The following is an 18,142-nucleotide window of genomic DNA, read 5'->3' as shown; positions in this document are numbered from 1 at the left end:
GCATGGGGAAGTTTTTCCACACGCCTGCCCGGCCCGGAGCCGCATTCCGCCGCAGCCCTGTATCTGATATGTCGCGCTGGTGACACGCACAGGGGCAGCACCATGGCCAGATTTCTGATCCTTTACACCGGCGGCACCATCGGCATGGTCCCCGGCCCCGATGGCCTGCAACCGGGCGCGGGGGTGCTGGAAGCTGCGCTTGCCGCCCTGACGCCCGCCGGGGTCACCACGACGGTCGAACAGTTCAGCCCCCTGATCGACAGCGCCAATATCCGCCCCGCTGACTGGAACCACATGCTCGACCGCATCGAGGGATGGCAGGGCGACGCGGTGATCATCGTCCACGGCACCGATACCATGGCCTATACCGGGGCGGCGCTGTCCTGCGCCCTGCACGCACCCGGCTTGCCGGTCATCCTCTGCGGCTCCATGGTCCCGCTGAACACCGGCGGCGATGCCGAAGGCAACCTGTCGCTGGCCCTCACCGCCGCGCTGACCACGCCGCCCGGCGTCTGGCTGGCCTTTGCCGGCCAGCTGTTGTCTGCCGCAGGACTGGTCAAGCAAGACAGTCACGCCGCCGACGCCTTCCGCAGCACGCAGCAAGCTCCCGGTCCGGCAACCGCCCGGCGCTTTGCGGATCGCAGGCTGGCGATTCTGTCGCTCTCCCCCGGCCTGCCCGCCGCCGCGTTACGCGCCGCCTTGTCCGAGCTCGACGGGGCTGTTCTGCGGGTCTACGGCGCGGGCACGATGATGCAAGATCCCGCCATCGTTGACGCCTTGCAAACGGCCACCGCCAATGGCTGCCGCCTGCGCGCGGTCAGCCAATGCGAAAACGGCGGACTCACGCCCGCCGCCTATGCGGCCGGGGCCGCGCTGTGGTCTGCCGGAGTGGAAAACGGCGGCACCGAGACGGCAGAACTGGCCCTCGCCCGCCTCTGGCTGTCGCTGTCGTGATCAGATGATCTTCTGACCGGTCTGCGCCCAGTCTTTCGTAAACTGGTCCAGCCCCTTGTCGGTCAGCACATGCGTGGCCAGAGCCTTGATCACCGATGGCGGTGCGGTCATCACATCGGCCCCGATCAGCGCGCATTGCGTGACATGGTTCGCCGTGCGGATCGACGCCGCCAGAATCTGCGTGTCAAAGCCGTAGTTGTCATAGATCTGGCGGATGTCGCTGATCAGTTCCAGCCCGTCCAGGTTGATGTCATCCAGCCGCCCGATAAAGGGCGAGATGAACGTAGCCCCGGCCTTGGCCGCCAAGAGCGCCTGATTGGCGGAAAAGCACAAGGTGACGTTGACCATAAAGCCTTCGTCCGACAGCACTTTACAGGTTTTCAGCCCGTCCCAGGTCAGCGGCACCTTGACCGCGATATTCTCGGCAATTGCGGCCAGCTTGCGACCCTCGGCGATCATGTCCTCGGACTTGAGCGCGACCACTTCGGCAGAGACCGGGCCAGAGACGATCGAACAGATCTCTTTGGTGACTTCCAGAATGTTCCGGCCGGATTTCAGAATCAGCGACGGGTTGGTGGTGACACCATCCACCATGCCAAGGTCATTCAGCTCGGCAATCGCCGCGACATCGGCGGTATCAACGAAAAATCTCATGGGGCGCGTCCTTCGATGGTTGCGACGGGTTCCATGGGGGTTTACCCCATCAGCACCAAGAACGAAAGACGGGTGATGGCGCTAACAGTCACAGATCGGACCGCAGATCGGACCTATGCGCCGGGTCAGACCGTGGGTGTGCTGACCACCGAAGCGCTCGGGCGGTCAGGCCTCGGGGTACTGGATTACCGCGCGCCCGAAGGCGGCTGCGGCGACGGCGATCTGGTCGAGGTGCCACTGGGCCCGCGCAAGGTGCTGGGCGTGGTCTGGGGCGCAGGAGAAGGCACATTTGACCCGGCCAAGCTGCGCAGCATCGCCCGCGTGCTCGATGCCCGCCCGATGCGGGCAGAGCTGCGGTCTTTCCTGACCCGCGCCGCCGATTATACCCTGACCCCCCTGCCCGCCATGCTGCGCCTCGCGACCCGCGCGCCGGGGCTGATGTCGGGCACCGCCACCCGCCGGGTGTACCGCCTGTCCGGTCCGGTCCCGAACCAGCTGACCGACGCCCGCTTTCGCGTGATCGAGGCGCTGCGCGATTATGGCGGGGCCGCCGTGACACTGGCCGAACTGACCGAGGCGGCCAGCTGCACCGCCTCCGTGGTCAAGGGCCTCGTCGCCAAAGGCGTGCTGAGCGAAGAGGACGCGCCCAAGGATACCCCCTACCCGCCCCTGAACGCCCGTGCCGACGGACGGCTGGCGGGCGACCAGATCGCCGCGGGCGACGCGCTGGTGGCGGCGGTGGACCGGGGCGAGTATTCCTGCACCCTGCTCAAAGGCGTGACCGGCTCTGGCAAAACCGAAGTCTATCTCGAAGCCGTTGCCGAATGTCTGCGCCAGGGGCGGCAAGCGCTGGTGCTGCTGCCCGAAATTGCCCTGACCGCCGATTTCCTGACCCGCGTACAAACCCGTTTTGGTGCGCGCCCCGCCGAATGGCATTCCGGCGTGACGATGACCGAACGCCGCCGCCTGTGGCGCATGGTGGCTGAGGGGGGGGCAAGCTTTGTGGTGGGCGCGCGCTCGGCATTGTTTCTGCCATTTCAGGATCTGGGCCTGATCGTGGTGGATGAAGAACACGACACCTCCTACAAGCAAGAAGAAGGCGTGCTCTACAATGCCCGCGATATGGCGGTCTTGCGCGGAGCCATCGTCGGCTGCCCGGTGGTGCTGGCCTCGGCCACGCCGTCGCTGGAAAGCTGGGCCAATGCCGATGCCGGCAAATACCTGCGCCTGAACCTTGGCGCACGGTACGGTGCGGCAGAAATGCCCGAGATGCGCGCCATCGACATGCGGGCGGAAACGCTGTCGCACGACCGCTTCATCAGCCCCAGCCTCGCCGCTGCCGTCACCGCCCGCGTGGCACGCGGCGAGCAGTCGCTGTTGTTTCTCAACCGGCGCGGCTATGCGCCGATCACCCTGTGCCGCGCCTGCGGCCATCAGGTCGGCTGTGACCATTGCGATGCGCGGATGGTGGAACACCGCTTTCTCAAGCGGCTGGTCTGCCACCAATGCGGGGCGACCAAACCGGTGCCCACCACCTGCCCCGCCTGCAAGGTCGAGGGCAAGATGGCCGCCGTCGGTCCGGGGGTGGAGCGTCTGGCCGAAGAAGTCACCGCCCGCTTTCCCGACGCCCGGGTGGCGGTGCTGTCGTCGGACCTGTTCGGCTCCGCCCGCGCGCTGAAAGTCCAGATCGAGACCATCGCGGCGGGCGGGGCCGATATCATCATCGGAACGCAAATTGTCGCCAAGGGCCACAACTTCCCGCTCCTGACCCTCGTCGGCGTCATAGACGCCGACCTCGGGTTGCAGGGGTCCGATTTGCGGGCAGCCGAGCGCACCTTTCAGCTGATGCGTCAGGTTGCGGGCCGCGCCGGACGGGCCGAGCTGCGCGGCACGGCCTTGCTGCAAACCCACCAGCCCGACCACCCGGTGATCCGCGCCATCCTCGGCGGCGATGAAGAGGCGTTCTGGAAGGCCGAAGCCGCCGAGCGGCAATCCGCTGGCGTGCCGCCCTATGGCCGCATGGCCGGCATCATCCTGTCCGGCCCCGACGTGGCGCAGGTGTTTGACCTCGGCGCCGAACTCGCCCGCCGCGACGGCCCCCTGCGCCAGATCGGCGCGCAGGTCTTTGGCCCCGCCCCTGCCCCCATCGCCCGCGTGCGCGGACGGCACCGGGTCCGGCTGCTGGTCAAAGCCGACAAGGGCACGGCCCTGCAATCTGCCCTGTCAGAATGGGTGGCACAGGTGAAGCTGCCCGCCAACCTGCGGCTGGCGATCGACATTGACCCACAAAGTTTCTACTGACCCGACGCCGCGCGCTTGGCTGGCTGCAGATGCCTCCGGCGGGAGTATTTTCAAAGCAGCAATCCCACAAAGCCCGCGCCTGATGAGTTGCTGCTTTCCAAATACTCCCGCCGGAGGCAACTGACCGTCAGGCCGGGCGCTGACCCCGAAAGATCAGCCCAGAACGTCGTTGCAGCGCTTGCAGACGCCCGGGTGGCTGTGCGTGCCCACATCGGGCAGAATCTGCCAGCAGCGCTGACATTTCTTGCCTTGTGCGGCTTCGAAAACGACACCGACTCCGGCCACGTCCGGCAGAGCGAAGGCTCCCGCCGGGGCGGCACCCCAGGTCAGGGCGATGGCCGAGGTGATGGTGACCTGCGCCATATCCACCTTGTGCAGTGCGGCCTGCAGAGCGGGGGCGTCAATATACACCACCGGGGCCGCTTCCAGCGACGAGCCGATCACCTTGGCGGTGCGCTGCACCTCCAGCGCGGCGGTGACCACCCGGCGGACCTGACGCACCTGCGCCCATTTCGCGCCCAGTGCGTCGTTGCGCCAGCTGGCGGGCGTTTCCGGGAAGTCGGTCAGGTGGACCGATGAGTCCTCACCCGGGAACCGCTCCAGCCAGACTTCCTCCATCGTGAACACCAGAATCGGGGCGAGCCAGGTGGTCAGGCGGTGGTAGAGCAGATCGAGCACGGTGCGGGCGGCGCGGCGCGTCACGGCATCGGGCGCGTCGCAGTACAGCGTGTCCTTGATCACGTCGAAGTAAAAGGCCGACAGGTCGGTGGTGGCAAAGGTGAACACCTTCTGGAACACACCCTGGAAATCATAGCGCGCATAGCCGTCGCGCACCTCTGCATCCAGCTCGGCCAGACGGTGCAGCACCCAACGGTCCAGCTCCGGCATCTGCTCCACCGGCAGCCGTTCGGCCTCAGTAAAGCCGTGCAGCGCCCCCAGCATGTAGCGCATGGTGTTGCGCAAGCGGCGGTAGCTGTCGGCCACACCTTTGAGGATCTCTTTGCCGATCCGCAGGTCAACCGTGTAATCCGACTGCGCCACCCAGAGCCGCAGGATATCGGCGCCGTATTCCTTGATCACCGCTTCCGGGGCGACCGTGTTGCCCAAGGATTTGGACATTTTCATGCCCTTTTCATCCAGCGTGAAACCATGAGTCAGCACACCGCGATAGGGCGCACGGCCCTTGGTGCCGCAGGCCTGCAGCATCGACGAATGGAACCAGCCGCGATGCTGGTCGGTGCCTTCGAGGTACAGATCAGCGATGCCGTCACTTGCGCCGTCCTCGCGGTCGCGCAGTACGAAAGCATGGGTGGAGCCAGAGTCGAACCACACGTCCAGCACGTCAAAGACCTGTTCATATTGCAACGGATCGACGATGCCATCCAGCATCCGCTCCTTGAATCCTTGCACATACCAGACATCCGCGCCCTCAGCCTCGAAGGCGGCCTTGATGCGGGCGTTGACCTCGGCATTGCGCAGCAGGAAGTCGGGCGCATCCGGGCGGGTGCCGGATTTGACGAAACAGGTCAACGGCACACCCCAGGCGCGCTGGCGCGACAGCACCCAGTCGGGCCGCGCTTGAATCATCGAATGCAGGCGGTTGCGGCCGGTCTGCGGGGTCCAAGTGACCAGCTGGTTGATCGAGTTCAGCGCGCGGGTGCGGATGGTTTCGCCATAGGTGCTCATGCCGTCATCCAGCGGCTTGTCGATGGCGACAAACCATTGCGGCGTGTTGCGGAAGATCAGCGGCGCCTTGGAGCGCCAGGAGTGCGGGTAGCTGTGTTTGAGCTTACCCTTGGCCAAGAGCGCGCCCTGCGCATGCAGCGCCTTGATGTTGGAGACGTTGGCCGGGCCTTCCTTGCCCTCCGCCGTCAGGATCGCCTGCCCGCCGAACACCGGCAGATCGGTGCGGTAGCTGCCATCGGCCTCGACGTTGTAGGTCATCGGCAGCTGGAACTTGAGCCCCATCTGATAGTCATCATCGCCATGGCTGGGCGCGGTGTGGACAAAGCCGGTGCCCGCGTCATCGGTCACATGGTCGCCGGGGAGGAGCGGCACGTCAAAATCCCACTCGCCGTTGCCATCCGCGATGCCACGGTAGGGGTGGGCAAGGAACACGCCCTCCATTTCCACCGCCGTCACATCGCGCAGACGGGTAAAGCCCTCGACCTTGGCCGATTTCATCACGCCTTCGGCCAGAGCGTCGGCAACCACGATTCTTTCGCCTGCCTTGGATGTGGCCCCGTCAACAACGGTATCGAGAGAGTACATGCCATAGGCGATGCCCGGATTATAGGCGACTGCCCGGTTTTGCGGGATGGTCCAAGGGGTTGTGGTCCAGATCACCACCGAGGCTCCGTCCAGCGCCCCATCCTGCGGGGCAAACCGCACCCAGATCGTATGGCTGGTATGGTCGTGATACTCCACCTCGGCCTCGGCCAAAGCGGTTTTCTCCACGGGCGACCACATCACCGGCTTGGAGCCTTGATACAGGCTGCCGTTCATGACGAATTTCATGAACTCATCGGCGATCACCGCTTCGGCGTGGTAATCCATCGTCAGATACGGGCGGTCCCATTTGCCGGTGATGCCCAGACGTTTGAACTCACTGCGCTGGATGTCGATCCAGCCCTCGGCAAACCTCCGGCATTCCTGACGGAAATCGACGATATCCACATCGTCCTTGTTCAACCCCTTGGCGCGGTATTGTTCTTCGATCTTCCACTCGATCGGCAGACCGTGGCAATCCCAGCCCGGCACATAGCGGGCATCTTTGCCCATCATCTGCTGCGAGCGCACCACCATGTCCTTGAGCACCTTGTTCAGCGCGTGGCCGATGTGCAGATGACCGTTGGCGTAGGGCGGGCCATCGTGCAGCACAAACGGCGCGCGGCCCTTGCCCGACTCGCGCAGGCGGTCATAGACCCCCAGACGTTCCCACCGGGCCAGCCAGTCCGGCTCACGCGCGGGCAGGCCCGCCCGCATGGCAAAGCTGGTTTCGGGCAAAAACACGGTCTCGCGGTAATCAGGCACTGCGGTTTCAGGCGTATCGGCGCACATCGGCGGAATCCTTGGAAGGGGGCGTGGAGACTGCGGCCAAAGCTGGCCGCGCGCAAGGCAAAGGGCGTCCCGGACGTTTCAACGCAACCGTCAAAACGCCGGGCGGCTAATTCGCGCTATGATCCGGATCATCCACATGCCGCGCCTTATACGCGGCAGATCGGCGGTGGTCCAGATCACCGCTTGCACTTCGATACCGGGCGCGGCAAGCCTGCGACATGCGCAGCACCCTTGCCATTGTCGGGGCCGGAATCGGTGGTCTGGCCACCGCCGCCCTTGCCCATGACGCGGGGCATGCGGTCACGCTGTTTGAGCGGTTCGACGCACCGCGCCCGCTGGGGTCCGGTCTGGTGATCCAGCCGGTGGGTCTGGCGGTGCTGGAGGCAATCGGCGCGGGCGCGGCGGCGCGCCGGATGGGCCAGCCGATCACCCGGATGCTGGGGCATGAGGTGTCGGGGCGCGAGGTGCTGAATGTCGGCTATCGCGCCACCGCTCCCGGTCTGGCGCTGCACCGCTCGGCGCTGTTTCAGGCGCTGTGGGATCAGTGTGTGGCCCGCGGGATCAAGGTGATCACCTCGGCCACGGTCGATGCCGCCCCGCTGCAGGCGGGCAAGCGCGCACTGACCCTGAGCGACGGCCGCCGCTTTGGACCGTTTGATCTGGTCGTCGATACCAGTGGCGCAGCCTCGCGCCTGTCGCCGCTACAGGCCCGCGCCCTGCCGTTTGGCGCGGTCTGGGGGACGGTGCCCTGGCCCGACGGCACCGGTTTTGCGCCCGACCAGCTGCGCCAACGCTACCGCGCGGCGCGCAACATGGTGGGCGTGCTGCCACTGGGCCAACGCCCCGGCCTGTCCGGCACCCATGCGGCGATCTTCTGGTCGATGCCAACGGCGGCGCTGGACCACTGGGCCAGCACCGATATGGCCGCATGGCGGGCAGAGGCCACCGCGCTCTGGCCCGAGATGGCCCCGTTCCTGACGCCCCTGACCACCGCCGCCGACCTGACTCCGGCGCGCTATACCCACGGCACGCTGCGCCGCCCCTTTGCCCCCGCCCTCGCCTTTGTCGGCGATTCGGCGCACCGGGCCAGCCCGCAACTGGGTCAGGGCGCGAATATGGCGCTGCTGGATGCCATGGCGCTGGTCACCGCCCTTGGCATGGAAAACCCCCTGCCCGCCTATGCCGCCATGCGCCGCTGGCATGTGCGGACCTATCAGGCGATGAGCGCGGTCTTTACCCCGATGTATCAGTCGGGCAGCCGCAGCCTGCCCCTGCTGCGCGACCACCTGCTTGCGCCCTTTGCGCCGCTGCCCGGTATCCGGCATCTGCTGACCCGTCTGGTTTCAGGCGACATGTTGCCACCGCTGGCCGGGCAAACCTTTCCAGACCAAGGCTTTCTCAAACCGTGACTGGACCACCCCCGCCGCCTCGCCTATCATCGGGGCAAGCTAGGGGGCTGCCATGAAAGAACCATCCGTAAACGTCCTTGGCGGCCGGTTGGAGCCGTGCTCCACCGACCCGGTCACCGGATTTTTTCGCAACGGCTGCTGCGACACCGGCCCGATGGACCGGGGGCTGCACACGGTCTGCGCGGTGATGACGGCGGAGTTCCTCGCGTTTTCCAAATACCTGGGCAACGATCTGTCCACCCCGCGCCCGGAATACGGCTTTGCCGGGCTGCGCCCCGGTGACCGCTGGTGCCTGTGCGCCGGGCGCTTTCTGCAGGCGCATGAAGAGGGGGCGGCGCCGCAGGTGAACCTGACCGCCACGCATCAGATCACCCTGCAAGTGGTGCCGCTGGAGATCCTCGCGCAATACGCCGCCCCCGACCCCTCCTGACCCCGCGACACCGCGCCCGCTTGCGATCCGGCGCGCAAAGGCGCATCCCCGGCCCATGATCCCGCCGCGCTTTCCCATCACGCCCCAGCAGATCGACGCCACATTGGCCGAGTTTTACCTTTGCGTCCGCGAACACCCCGGCCTTGGCCCGGTGTTTCACCGCCATGTCACGGACTGGCCGGAGCATGAGGCAAAAATCGCCCGGTTCTGGCGCAATGCCATCCTGTTCGAGCGGGCTTATGACGGCAACCCGATGGCGGTGCACATGGCCGCAGGCGATGTGCGCGCGCCGATGTTTGCGGTCTGGCTCGGACTGTTCGACTCGGTGCTGCGGCGCACCCTGCCCGCCGATACCGCTGCCGCGTGGTCGGCACTGGCGCATCGCATCGGGCGTGGCATGCAGATGGCGGTGCAGGACCGTGACGGCGCAGGTCCGCCAAAACTGCTCTGACACCGGCAAAGAAGAACCCCGCCCAAAGAAAAACCCCGCAAGGCATGGCCTGCGGGGTCTTTCATTGGACAGACCTGAAAAGATCAGATCTTCATGTCAAAGCCCAGATGCTTGGCCACGGTAAAGATATCCTTGTCGCCGCGCCCACACATGTTCATCACGATGATATGGTCGCGTGGCAGGGTCGGCGCGATCTTCATAACATGTGCCAAGGCGTGAGACGGTTCCAGCGCCGGGATGATGCCTTCCAGCTTGCACGACAGCTGAAACGCCTCCAGCGCCTCGACATCGGTGATGCTGACATATTGCGCCCGGCCCACATCATGCAGCCAGGCATGCTCCGGCCCGATGCCGGGATAGTCGAGGCCCGCGCTGATGCTGAACCCCTCCAGGATCTGCCCGTCTTCATCCTGCAGCAGATAAGTCCGGTTGCCATGCAGCACGCCCGGACGCCCGCCGGTCAGGCTGGCGCAATGCTCCATGCGGTCATCGACCCCCTTGCCGCCCGCTTCCACGCCGATGATTCCGACCGACGGGTCATCCAGGAACGGATAGAACAGCCCCATCGCATTCGAACCGCCGCCGATGGCCGCGATCAGAGTGTCGGGCAACCGCCCCTCGCCCTCCTGCTCGGCCAACTGCCAGCGCACTTCCTTGCCGATGATGCTCTGGAAATCACGCACCATGGCCGGGTACGGGTGCGGTCCCGCCACCGTGCCGATGCAGTAAAACGTATCGCGCACATTGGTCACCCAGTCGCGCAGCGCATCGTTCATCGCATCCTTGAGCGTGCCGCGACCGGAGGTCACCGGCACCACCTCGGCCCCCAGCAGACGCATGCGGAACACGTTGGGCGCTTGCCGCTCCACATCATGCGCGCCCATATAGACCACGCATTTCAGCCCGAACTTGGCGCAGACCGTGGCGGTCGCCACGCCATGCTGGCCCGCGCCGGTTTCGGCGATGATCCGGGTCTTGCCCATGCGGCGGGCCAAGATGATCTGCCCCAGCACGTTGTTGATCTTGTGCGCGCCGGTGTGGTTCAGCTCATCGCGCTTCATATAGATCTTCGCGCCACCCAGATGCTGGGTGAGCCGTTCAGCGTAATACAGCGGCGACGGACGACCCACATAATGCGTCCACAGATCCTCCATCTCGGCCCAGAACGCCGGGTCGGTCTTGGCGAACTCATAGCGCTCTTCCAGTTCAAGGATCAGCGGCATCAGCGTTTCCGACACAAAGCGCCCGCCAAAGATGCCAAAGCGCCCTGCCTCATCCGGCCCGGTCATAAAGCTGTTGATTCCGTCCTCGGCCATGGCCCGCCTCCTGATATGTCCCGGACTACCTAGCGCGCCCGTGCCACGCGGTAAAGCGGCCCCACGTCGCAGGGGTAACGGTTTCGTTATCCCCGCGCCTGAAACTCCCCCCGCAAAGCTTACGTATCCATGGGGCAACGGGCCGAAAGGCCACCCAATCAAAAACGGAGTGACCCCATGACACGTACCCTCGCCGCCCTTCTGGCAACCGCCGCCCTGACCGCCCCGGCCTATGCCGACACCGCGCTCGGCCTGACCGGCGACAAGACGCTGGTGATGATCGACACCGCCACCGCCGCTGTGACCGGCACGGTCGAGGTGCAAGGCGTCACCCGCCTGCACGGCATCGACTACCGCCCCGGCACCATGACCGTGATCGGCGTCACCGATGAGCAGGCCATCGTCACCATCGACCCGATGACGGGTGAGACCACGCCGCTGTCCACCATGAACACGATGATGGAAATCGCCGACGGCGCGCCGGTGATCGTTGATGTGAACCCGGCCGCAGACCGTCTGCGCTTCATGTCGGGCAGCACCAACCACCGGATCAACATGGACACCGGCGAAGTCACCGTTGATGGCGGTCTGGCTTGGGAAGCAGGCGACGCGAATGCAAGCGCCGGTCTGATGGTTGCGGCCACCGGCTACAGCAACAGCTTTGGCAAGCCCGAAGCCACGGCGATGTACAACATCGACACCGGCCTGTCGGCCCTGCTGCAGCAAACCGCCCCGAACGATGGCACCAACGCCAGCATCGGCATGCTGGGCGCCACACTCGAAGGCCCGGTCGGTTTTGACATCGGCACCACCGAAGACGGCACCAACACCGCATGGCTTGCCGCCAACGGTGCCCTGCATACGGTCGATCTCGCCACCGGTGCCGTGACCCAGTCCTGGGCCATCACCGGCACCGATGAAGTGCTGCGCGACCTGACCATCCTGCCCGCCATGTAAACGTCAAAAGGGGGGCGACCGCCCCCCTTTTCCCTATCTGCCTGCCGCATTGCTGCTTTCCAAATACTCCCGCCGGAGGCGTCCACCGACACCGCCCGCGCGCCCATCACACTGTCAGCGCAACCGTGGCACCGCAGGCGCGCGGGTGGCCGCAACAAATGCCGCGATCTTTGCGGCATCCTTGACGCCCGGCGACAACTCCACTCCAGACGAGACATCCACCTGCCGCGCATTGGTCAGCCGGATCGCTTCGGCCACATTCCCGGGCGTCAGGCCCCCGGCCAGCATCCACGGCCGCAGCCAGCGCCGTTGCGCCACCAGCCGCCAGTCAAACGACAGCCCGTTACCGCCCGGCAGAGCCGCGTTTTTCGAGGGCTTGGCATCGACCAGAATCTGATCGGCCGCCAGCGAATACTCCAGCACCGCCGCCAGATCGCCCTCATCCGCCACGCCCACCGCCTTCATCACTGGCAGGCCATAGCGCGCGCGGATTTCGGCCACCCGGTCGGGGCTTTCATGGCCATGCAGCTGCAGCATATCCAGCGGCATCGCCTCGGTGATCGCGTCCAGCGTCGCGTCATCGGCATCCACCACCAGCGCCACCTTGGCCAGCCCGACGGGTGCGGCCAAAGTCAGTTCGCGCGCCTGATCAATCGTCAGATGGCGGGGGCTTTTGGGAAAGAACACAAATCCGGCGTAAGCCGCGCCCGACGCGGCCACCGCAGCAACATCCGCCACGGTCCGCAGACCGCAGATCTTGACCCTGATATCGACCATGCCCCCTTAGCCCGCCTTGCGCTGATCCAAGAGCGCCAGCACATCATCCTGCTGCCCCGGCTTGGTGTCGCGCATCACCGCCAGCTCACGCTCCAGCTTTGACACCTCGCGCGATTTGGTCGTGGCGACCACCCGGTGCTTGTGCTCGCGGAACCATTCCCAGACAAAGCCGATCAGCACGCCCGCCAGGATGCTGGCAAAGATCACCACATACAGCGGCAAGTCGATCTGCCAGGTCACACCGGCAAATCCCGCCAGATCATCGGGCAGCGCCTTGAGTGTCACGGCCGCACGGTTGGCCAGTGCCACCGTCAGCAAAACAATCGCCAGCAAAGCCAGCAGCACGTAGCGCAGATAACGGATCATGGACACACTCCCCGGTGGCAAGTCATAACCCGAGTATCGGCGCTGAGGCCGTCGGGTGCAAGGGCCACAGGGCGCAAGAGGCCAGATCGTAGGGGGTCAGCCTTTGCCGTTCAGCCGGTCGCGCAACAGCTTGCCGGTCTTGAAGAACGGCACCTTCTTGTCTTCGACCTCCACCGCTTCGCCGGTGCGGGGGTTGCGGCCGACGCGGGCATCCCGCGCCTTGACCGAGAACGCGCCAAAGCCGCGCAGCTCCACACGGTCGCCCTTGGCCAACGCCTCGATGATCTCTTCAAAGACGGTGTTCACAATACGCTCGACATGGCGCTGTGTCAGATGCGGGTTGTCGTCCGCAATTTTCTGGATCAGTTCCGAACGGATCATCCGAAGTGTCCCCCCTGTGGCCGGTTCGCGATCTGAACATGCAAATGCTGCCGCCACCGTGATTATTGTGACCCGACTATAGGCAAAAAAATCGGCGTCACACAAACGAAAAGGCAGGAATCCCCGTTAGATACGAAAAGGCCCCACCTTTCGGCGGGGCCTTTCGTCAACATTTGAGGGTAAACCTCAGTTCTTGTCGCCTTTCAGCGCCGCGCCGAGGATGTCACCCAGCGATGCACCCGAATCGGACGAGCCATACTGCTCAACCGCTTCTTTCTCTTCGGCGATCTCGCGGGCCTTGATCGACAGGCCCATGCGGCGGGTTTTCGGGTCGATGTTGGTGACGCGAACGTCAACCTTGTCACCGACCTGGAACCGCTCGGGGCGCTGGTCGCCACGGTCACGGCTCAGGTCGCTGCGGCGGATGAACGACTTGGCGCCGTTGTAATCCACCTCGACGCCACCCTCTTCAATCGCGGTCACTTCGACCGTGATCACCGAGCCGCGCTTCACACCATCAACCGCATCGGTAAAGGTGTCTTCGCCCAGAGCCTTGACCGAGAGCGAGATACGCTCTTTCTCAACGTCAACTTCCGAAACGGCAGCCTTGACGGTGTCGCCCTTGCGATAGTTGGCAATCGCGTCTTCGCCGCGCTGGTCCCACGACAGGTCGGACAGGTGAACCATGCCGTCGATGTCGTTTTCCAGACCGATGAACAGACCGAATTCGGTGATGTTCTTGACTTCGCCTTCGATGGTCGACCCCACCGGGTTGTTCTCGGCGAACACTTCCCACGGGTTGCGCTGCGTCTGCTTGAGACCGAGCGACACACGGCGCTTGGCGGAATCGATCTCCAGCACCATGACATCCACCTCTTGCGAGGTCGAAACGATCTTGCCGGGGTGCACGTTCTTCTTGGTCCACGACATTTCCGAAACGTGAACCAGACCTTCGACACCGGCTTCCAGCTCTACGAATGCGCCGTAATCGGTGATGTTGGTCACGCGGCCCTTGTGGACCGACTGCAGCGGATACGCACGCTCCACCGCATCCCACGGATCTTCCTGCAGCTGCTTCATGCCCAGGCTGATACGGTGGGTTTCCTTGTTGATCTTGATGACCTGCACTTTGACAGTCTCACCAATGGCAAGGATTTCCGACGGGTGGTTGACGCGGCGCCAGGCCATGTCGGTGACGTGCAGCAGACCATCAACGCCGCCCAGATCAACGAACGCACCGTATTCGGTGATGTTCTTGACCACGCCATCGACGGTCTGACCTTCGGTCAGGTTGCCAATGACTTCGGCGCGCTGTTCGGCACGCGATTCTTCCAGGATGGCGCGGCGCGACACAACGATGTTGCCACGGCGACGGTCCATTTTCAGAATCTGGAACGGCTGCTTCAGACCCATCAGCGGGCCGGCGTCACGCACCGGGCGCACGTCAACCTGAGAGCCGGGCAGGAAGGCAACAGCGCCGCCCAGATCCACGGTAAAGCCACCTTTGACACGACCAAAGATCGCGCCATCGACGCGGGTCTCGGACGCATAGGCCTTTTCCAGACGATCCCAGGCTTCTTCGCGCTTGGCTTTCTCACGGCTGATCTGGGCTTCGCCGCGCGAGTTTTCCACGCGGTCCAGATAGACCTCGACTTCGTCGCCGACATTGATGTCGGGCTGTTCGCCGGGGTTTGCAAATTCTTTAAGATCGATGCGGCCTTCCATCTTGTAGCCGACGTCGATGATGGCCTGGCCCGCTTCGATTGCGATGACCTTGCCTTTGACAACCGAACCCTCTTCGGGGGTGTCAATTTCGAAGCTTTCCTTCAACAGGGCTTCAAAGTCTTCCATGGTAGCTTTAGCGCACATATGCAGTTTGTCCTTTTTCGTGGTTTTCTGGCCATGCGGTTGGCTCCGCCGGTCTTGGATTGGCCGACAGGGATCAGCCACAGCGCGGAATACCGGGCCAGAGAGACCTGTCAGGATGGGGGGCCTATAGCCCGTCCGGGCCAATGTGGCAAGGCTTTGCACCAGACAGGCGCGACATCCTGCGATGCCGCGCCTGCTGAAATTCCGTCATCTCTTTTGGCGAGTGTCTATTTGCCAAGGAGAAAGATGCACGCGTCGGTAAGGCTGGCCGGTTCAGGCGACATCCGAAACCAGTTCCGCCAAAGGCTTGCGCACTTTCTTCATGCCTTCCAGCCAGTCCCCCTCGGCCGCGCGGTAGCCCAGCGGCAGCAGCGTCACCGACCGCAGGCCACGGGCGCGCAGGCCAAGGATCTCGTCGACCGCAGCCGGATCAAAGCCTTCCATCGGGGTAGAGTCCACCGATTCGAATGCTGCAGCGGTCAGGCCGATGCCAAAGGCGATATAGGCCTGACGCGCGGCATGCTCGAAGTTCACCTCGGCAGCGCGCGGCAGCAGCATCGATTTCAGGTTGTCGTAGTATTCCGACAGGGCTTCGCGCGGCAGGCCACGCTCTGCCACCAGCTGATCGACCACGGCGTCGATGCGCTCGGCGGTGTAATTGTCCCATGCAGCAAACACCAGCACATGGCTCGCGTCGGTGATCTGCGCCTGACCATAGCCGACTTCGCGCAGCTTGGCCTTGACCTCGGGATTGGTGACCACGATCACCTCGAACGGCTGCAAGCCGCTGGAGGTGGGGGCAAGCTGGATCGCCTCCAGAATACGGTCGACCTTGTCCTGCGCCACTGGCTTGGACGGGTCCATTTTCTTGGTGGCATAACGCCAGTTGAGTTTTTCGTGCAGCATGATGTCGCGCCTTGTGCTGGCCGATCCGGATCTGGATCGCCTCTGTTGTTCCGCTGCATGATGTAAGACACCGGGCGCCGGAACCAAAGTGCAGCGGCGCACAGCGCCTGTTCGCCGCCTGCGTCTCAGCCCTGCATTTGCGCCAGCCGCGCCTGCACCTGCGCCACCGCGCGCGCGGTGGCGGCCTCGACCGTCAGCTCGGACGTATCCAGCATCAATGCGTCCGCCGCCGGTTTCAGCGGCGCATCCGTACGGTTCATGTCGCGGGCATCGCGCTCCTGCACTTCGGCCAGCACGTCCTCCAGCGACCGCTCGGCCGCATCTCCACCCAACTCCAGCCAACGCCTGCGCGCCCGCACCAAGGCGCTCGCCGTCACAAACAGCTTCACCTCGGCCTCGGGGCAGATCACGGTGCCGATGTCGCGGCCGTCCAGCACCGCGCCGCCGTCCCGCCGGGCAAAGCGGCGCTGAAACGCCAGCAGGGCCGCGCGCACCTCGGGGATCACCGCCACCCGGCTCGCCGCCTGCCCGGCCTCCAGCGTGCGCAGATCATCACGGGCCAGATCCGCAGGGCTCAGGGTCTGAGCCGCGAGAACCGGATCGCCGCCCTTGACTCCGACCGCCCGATACAGCGCCCCGGTGTCCAGATGGGCAAAGCCGAACGCCTCGGCCACCGCGCGGCTGATGGTGCCCTTGCCCGCAGCTGCCGGGCCGTCGATGGCGACTGTAAAGATCATGCTTGCCCTCTTGTCCTGTCAGCTCACGGCCCCACGGTCCGGAACGCCTCCGGCGGGAGTATTTCAGAAAGGTGCAATCAGCAGAGGCGGTCCTGTTTTGCAGCTTTTCCAAATACTCCCGCCGGAGGCATCCAACGATGCAGCCTGGTGCACCCTCAGATCACCGCGCTCACCCGCGCCGGATCGCAGCCCCAAGTCCGTTCATCAACCCCTCGAAGATCGGGAACGAGGTCACGATGGGCGAGGCGTCATCGACGGCCACGGCGGCCTTCGACGCCATCCCGGCGACGAGGAACGACATCGCAATCCGGTGATCCAGATGGGTGGCACAGGTCGCCCCCCCCGGCATGCCGCCCGGCCCCATGCCGTGTACGATCAGCGTATCCTCGTCTTCCTCGATCGTCACCCCGCAAGCCTCCAGCCCGCGTGCCATGGCGTCGATGCGGTCGGATTCCTTGACCCGCAGTTCCTTGACCCCGCGCATCACCGTGCGGCCCTGCGCAAAGGCGGCAACCACCGACAGGATCGGGTATTCGTCGATCATCGACGGCGCGCGCTCTGGTGGCACCTCGATGCCCTTCATATTGTCCGAGAACCGCACCCGCAGATCGGCAACGGGCTCGCCGCCCTCTTCCCTCGGGTTCTGGAATTCGATCTCTGCGCCCATTTCGGTCAGGGTGATATAGAGCCCGTTGCGGGTCAGGTTCTGGCTGACACCGGGCACCAGAATGTCGGAGCCCTCGACAATCAGCGCCGCACAGGTCGGAAACGCCGCCGAGGACGGGTCGCGCGGCACCGCCACAGTCTGCGGGCGCAGTTCGGGGCGACCCTTCAGGGTGATGACATGGCCCTCAGCGGTGTGCTCCACCGACAGCTCTGCGCCAAAGCCCAGCAGCATCCGCTCCGAATGGTCGCGGGTCGGCTCGCGCTCGATCACCACCGTCTCGCCGGGCGCGTTCAGACCCGCCAGCAGCACCGCCGATTTCACCTGCGCGCTTGCCACCGGCAGCGTGTAGCGCACCGGCACCGGGTTGACCGCGCCCACCACCGTCATCGGCAGACGCCCGCCCTTGCGACCGTAGGCTTGCGTGCCGAACAGCGACAGCGGGTCGGTGACCCGCCCCATCGGTCGCTTGCGCAAGCTGGCATCGCCGGTAAAGGTCGCGGTCATCGCCGTGGTCGCCATGCAACCCATGATCAGCCGTACGCCGGTGCCGGAATTGCCGCAGTCGATCACGTCCGCCGGTTCCGAGAACCCGCCGACACCCACGCCATGCACCGACCATGCGCCTGCCCCATGCTGCACCACCTCGGCGCCAAAGGCCCGCATTGCCCGCGCGGTGTCCAGCACATCCTGCCCTTCCAAGAGCCCGGTGATCTTTGTCTCCCCCACCGCCATCGCGCCGAAAATCAGCGCCCGGTGCGAGATCGACTTGTCACCGGGAACGGCAGCGGTCCCCCTCAGCGGTCCGCATTTGGCGGAGGTCATCGGTTGCGCTTCGCCATGGCCGGACATCATTATCTCCCGAATGTGAACGCCCGCCTGATAGCGCAAGCAGCGGCGGTGGTCCATG

At 64.9% G+C, this 18,142-nt stretch carries 16 protein-coding genes; 6 read left to right on the top strand and 10 right to left on the bottom strand.

Going from position 1 to position 18,142, the window contains the following annotated elements:
* The first annotated feature begins 102 nt into the window (after positions 1–102).
* On the top strand, positions 103–954 hold the full coding sequence (locus D1012_RS06450) for an asparaginase domain-containing protein (RefSeq protein ID WP_118150493.1): 852 nt from the start codon (positions 103–105) through the stop codon (positions 952–954).
* Here D1012_RS06450 and fsa read toward each other — a convergent pair whose 3' ends face one another.
* On the bottom strand, positions 955–1,608 hold the full coding sequence (fsa, locus tag D1012_RS06445) for a fructose-6-phosphate aldolase (protein ID WP_118150492.1): 654 nt from the start codon (positions 1,606–1,608) through the stop codon (positions 955–957).
* 75 nt (positions 1,609–1,683) lie between these two features.
* Here fsa and D1012_RS06440 point away from each other — a divergent pair, with 75 nt between their 5' ends.
* Positions 1,684–3,909: a primosomal protein N' gene (locus D1012_RS06440; RefSeq protein WP_118150601.1), complete on the top strand. Its 2,226-nt coding sequence runs from the start codon at positions 1,684–1,686 to the stop codon at positions 3,907–3,909.
* A gap of 153 nt (positions 3,910–4,062) precedes the next feature.
* Here D1012_RS06440 and ileS read toward each other — a convergent pair whose 3' ends face one another.
* Positions 4,063–6,969, bottom strand: coding sequence for an isoleucine--tRNA ligase (ileS, locus tag D1012_RS06435; protein WP_118150491.1), 2,907 nt, complete (start codon positions 6,967–6,969; stop codon positions 4,063–4,065).
* 218 nt (positions 6,970–7,187) lie between these two features.
* Between ileS and D1012_RS06430 the strand changes: the two genes are divergently transcribed.
* The 3 genes from D1012_RS06430 to D1012_RS06420 are packed head-to-tail and all read left to right on the top strand — an operon-like array spanning position 7,188 to position 9,259.
* On the top strand, positions 7,188–8,378 hold the full coding sequence (locus D1012_RS06430; RefSeq protein WP_118150490.1) for an FAD-dependent oxidoreductase: 1,191 nt from the start codon (positions 7,188–7,190) through the stop codon (positions 8,376–8,378).
* Positions 8,379–8,430: 52 nt separating this feature from the next.
* On the top strand, positions 8,431–8,808 hold the full coding sequence (locus tag D1012_RS06425; RefSeq protein ID WP_118150489.1) for a DUF2237 family protein: 378 nt from the start codon (positions 8,431–8,433) through the stop codon (positions 8,806–8,808).
* Positions 8,809–8,863: 55 nt separating this feature from the next.
* On the top strand, positions 8,864–9,259 hold the full coding sequence (locus D1012_RS06420; protein WP_118150488.1) for a group III truncated hemoglobin: 396 nt from the start codon (positions 8,864–8,866) through the stop codon (positions 9,257–9,259).
* Between the two features lie 83 nt (positions 9,260–9,342).
* Here the strand turns inward: D1012_RS06420 and trpB are convergent, their stop codons facing one another.
* Entirely contained in the window at positions 9,343–10,575 is a 1,233-nt protein-coding gene (gene trpB / locus D1012_RS06415; protein ID WP_118150487.1) for a tryptophan synthase subunit beta, read from the bottom strand.
* A 177-nt stretch (positions 10,576–10,752) separates the two neighbouring features.
* Between trpB and D1012_RS06410 the strand changes: the two genes are divergently transcribed.
* A complete protein-coding gene (locus D1012_RS06410) occupies positions 10,753–11,532 on the top strand; it encodes a DUF4394 domain-containing protein (RefSeq protein ID WP_118150486.1) in 780 nt (259 codons plus the stop codon).
* A gap of 114 nt (positions 11,533–11,646) precedes the next feature.
* Here the strand turns inward: D1012_RS06410 and D1012_RS06405 are convergent, their stop codons facing one another.
* The 7 genes from D1012_RS06405 to aroA all read right to left on the bottom strand — a co-directional run bounded on the left by D1012_RS06405 (position 11,647) and on the right by aroA (position 18,084).
* The gene (locus D1012_RS06405) at positions 11,647–12,309 is read right to left on the bottom strand and encodes a phosphoribosylanthranilate isomerase (protein WP_118150485.1); all 663 of its coding nucleotides are present in this window, start codon (positions 12,307–12,309) and stop codon (positions 11,647–11,649) included.
* Between the two features lie 6 nt (positions 12,310–12,315).
* Entirely contained in the window at positions 12,316–12,675 is a 360-nt protein-coding gene (locus tag D1012_RS06400) for a LapA family protein (protein WP_354002025.1), read from the bottom strand.
* Positions 12,676–12,771: 96 nt separating this feature from the next.
* On the bottom strand, positions 12,772–13,056 hold the full coding sequence (ihfB, locus tag D1012_RS06395; protein WP_118150484.1) for an integration host factor subunit beta: 285 nt from the start codon (positions 13,054–13,056) through the stop codon (positions 12,772–12,774).
* 186 nt (positions 13,057–13,242) lie between these two features.
* Positions 13,243–14,985: a 30S ribosomal protein S1 gene (gene rpsA, locus D1012_RS06390; RefSeq protein ID WP_267897822.1), complete on the bottom strand. Its 1,743-nt coding sequence runs from the start codon at positions 14,983–14,985 to the stop codon at positions 13,243–13,245.
* A gap of 213 nt (positions 14,986–15,198) precedes the next feature.
* Positions 15,199–15,831 carry an NAD(P)H-dependent oxidoreductase gene (locus tag D1012_RS06385; RefSeq protein ID WP_118150482.1) on the bottom strand — a complete coding sequence of 211 codons (633 nt, stop codon included), beginning with the start codon at positions 15,829–15,831 and terminating at the stop codon, positions 15,199–15,201.
* 125 nt (positions 15,832–15,956) lie between these two features.
* Positions 15,957–16,568, bottom strand: a complete 612-nt coding sequence (locus tag D1012_RS06380) for a (d)CMP kinase (RefSeq protein WP_118150481.1) — start codon at positions 16,566–16,568, stop codon at positions 15,957–15,959.
* A 169-nt stretch (positions 16,569–16,737) separates the two neighbouring features.
* Positions 16,738–18,084, bottom strand: a complete 1,347-nt coding sequence (gene aroA, locus D1012_RS06375; protein WP_118150599.1) for a 3-phosphoshikimate 1-carboxyvinyltransferase — start codon at positions 18,082–18,084, stop codon at positions 16,738–16,740.
* Positions 18,085–18,142 lie beyond the last annotated feature (58 nt).

The organism is Pseudotabrizicola alkalilacus (assembly GCF_003443995.1).
GTDB lineage: Bacteria > Pseudomonadota > Alphaproteobacteria > Rhodobacterales > Rhodobacteraceae > Pseudotabrizicola > Pseudotabrizicola alkalilacus.
The sequence above is the reverse complement of the archived record's forward strand: the minus strand, read 5'-3'. Positions and strand labels throughout refer to the sequence as shown.

Excerpts from the sequence above, each read along its gene's own strand:
- D1012_RS06450 (WP_118150493.1), top strand. The coding sequence starts at position 103 with ATGGCCAGATTTCTGATCCTTTACACCGGCGGCACCATCGGCATGGTC.
- ileS (WP_118150491.1), bottom strand. The coding sequence starts at position 6,969 with ATGTGCGCCGATACGCCTGAAACCGCAGTGCCTGATTACCGCGAGACC.
- D1012_RS06420 (WP_118150488.1), top strand. The coding sequence starts at position 8,864 with ATGATCCCGCCGCGCTTTCCCATCACGCCCCAGCAGATCGACGCCACA.
- aroA (WP_118150599.1), bottom strand. The coding sequence starts at position 18,084 with ATGTCCGGCCATGGCGAAGCGCAACCGATGACCTCCGCCAAATGCGGA.
- D1012_RS06425 (WP_118150489.1), top strand. The coding sequence starts at position 8,431 with ATGAAAGAACCATCCGTAAACGTCCTTGGCGGCCGGTTGGAGCCGTGC.
- D1012_RS06380 (WP_118150481.1), bottom strand. The coding sequence starts at position 16,568 with ATGATCTTTACAGTCGCCATCGACGGCCCGGCAGCTGCGGGCAAGGGC.
- fsa (WP_118150492.1), bottom strand. The coding sequence starts at position 1,608 with ATGAGATTTTTCGTTGATACCGCCGATGTCGCGGCGATTGCCGAGCTG.
- D1012_RS06400 (WP_354002025.1), bottom strand. The coding sequence starts at position 12,675 with ATGATCCGTTATCTGCGCTACGTGCTGCTGGCTTTGCTGGCGATTGTT.
- D1012_RS06440 (WP_118150601.1), top strand. The coding sequence starts at position 1,684 with ATGGCGCTAACAGTCACAGATCGGACCGCAGATCGGACCTATGCGCCG.
- D1012_RS06410 (WP_118150486.1), top strand. The coding sequence starts at position 10,753 with ATGACACGTACCCTCGCCGCCCTTCTGGCAACCGCCGCCCTGACCGCC.
- D1012_RS06430 (WP_118150490.1), top strand. The coding sequence starts at position 7,188 with ATGCGCAGCACCCTTGCCATTGTCGGGGCCGGAATCGGTGGTCTGGCC.
- D1012_RS06385 (WP_118150482.1), bottom strand. The coding sequence starts at position 15,831 with ATGCTGCACGAAAAACTCAACTGGCGTTATGCCACCAAGAAAATGGAC.
- trpB (WP_118150487.1), bottom strand. The coding sequence starts at position 10,575 with ATGGCCGAGGACGGAATCAACAGCTTTATGACCGGGCCGGATGAGGCA.
- ihfB (WP_118150484.1), bottom strand. The coding sequence starts at position 13,056 with ATGATCCGTTCGGAACTGATCCAGAAAATTGCGGACGACAACCCGCAT.
- D1012_RS06405 (WP_118150485.1), bottom strand. The coding sequence starts at position 12,309 with ATGGTCGATATCAGGGTCAAGATCTGCGGTCTGCGGACCGTGGCGGAT.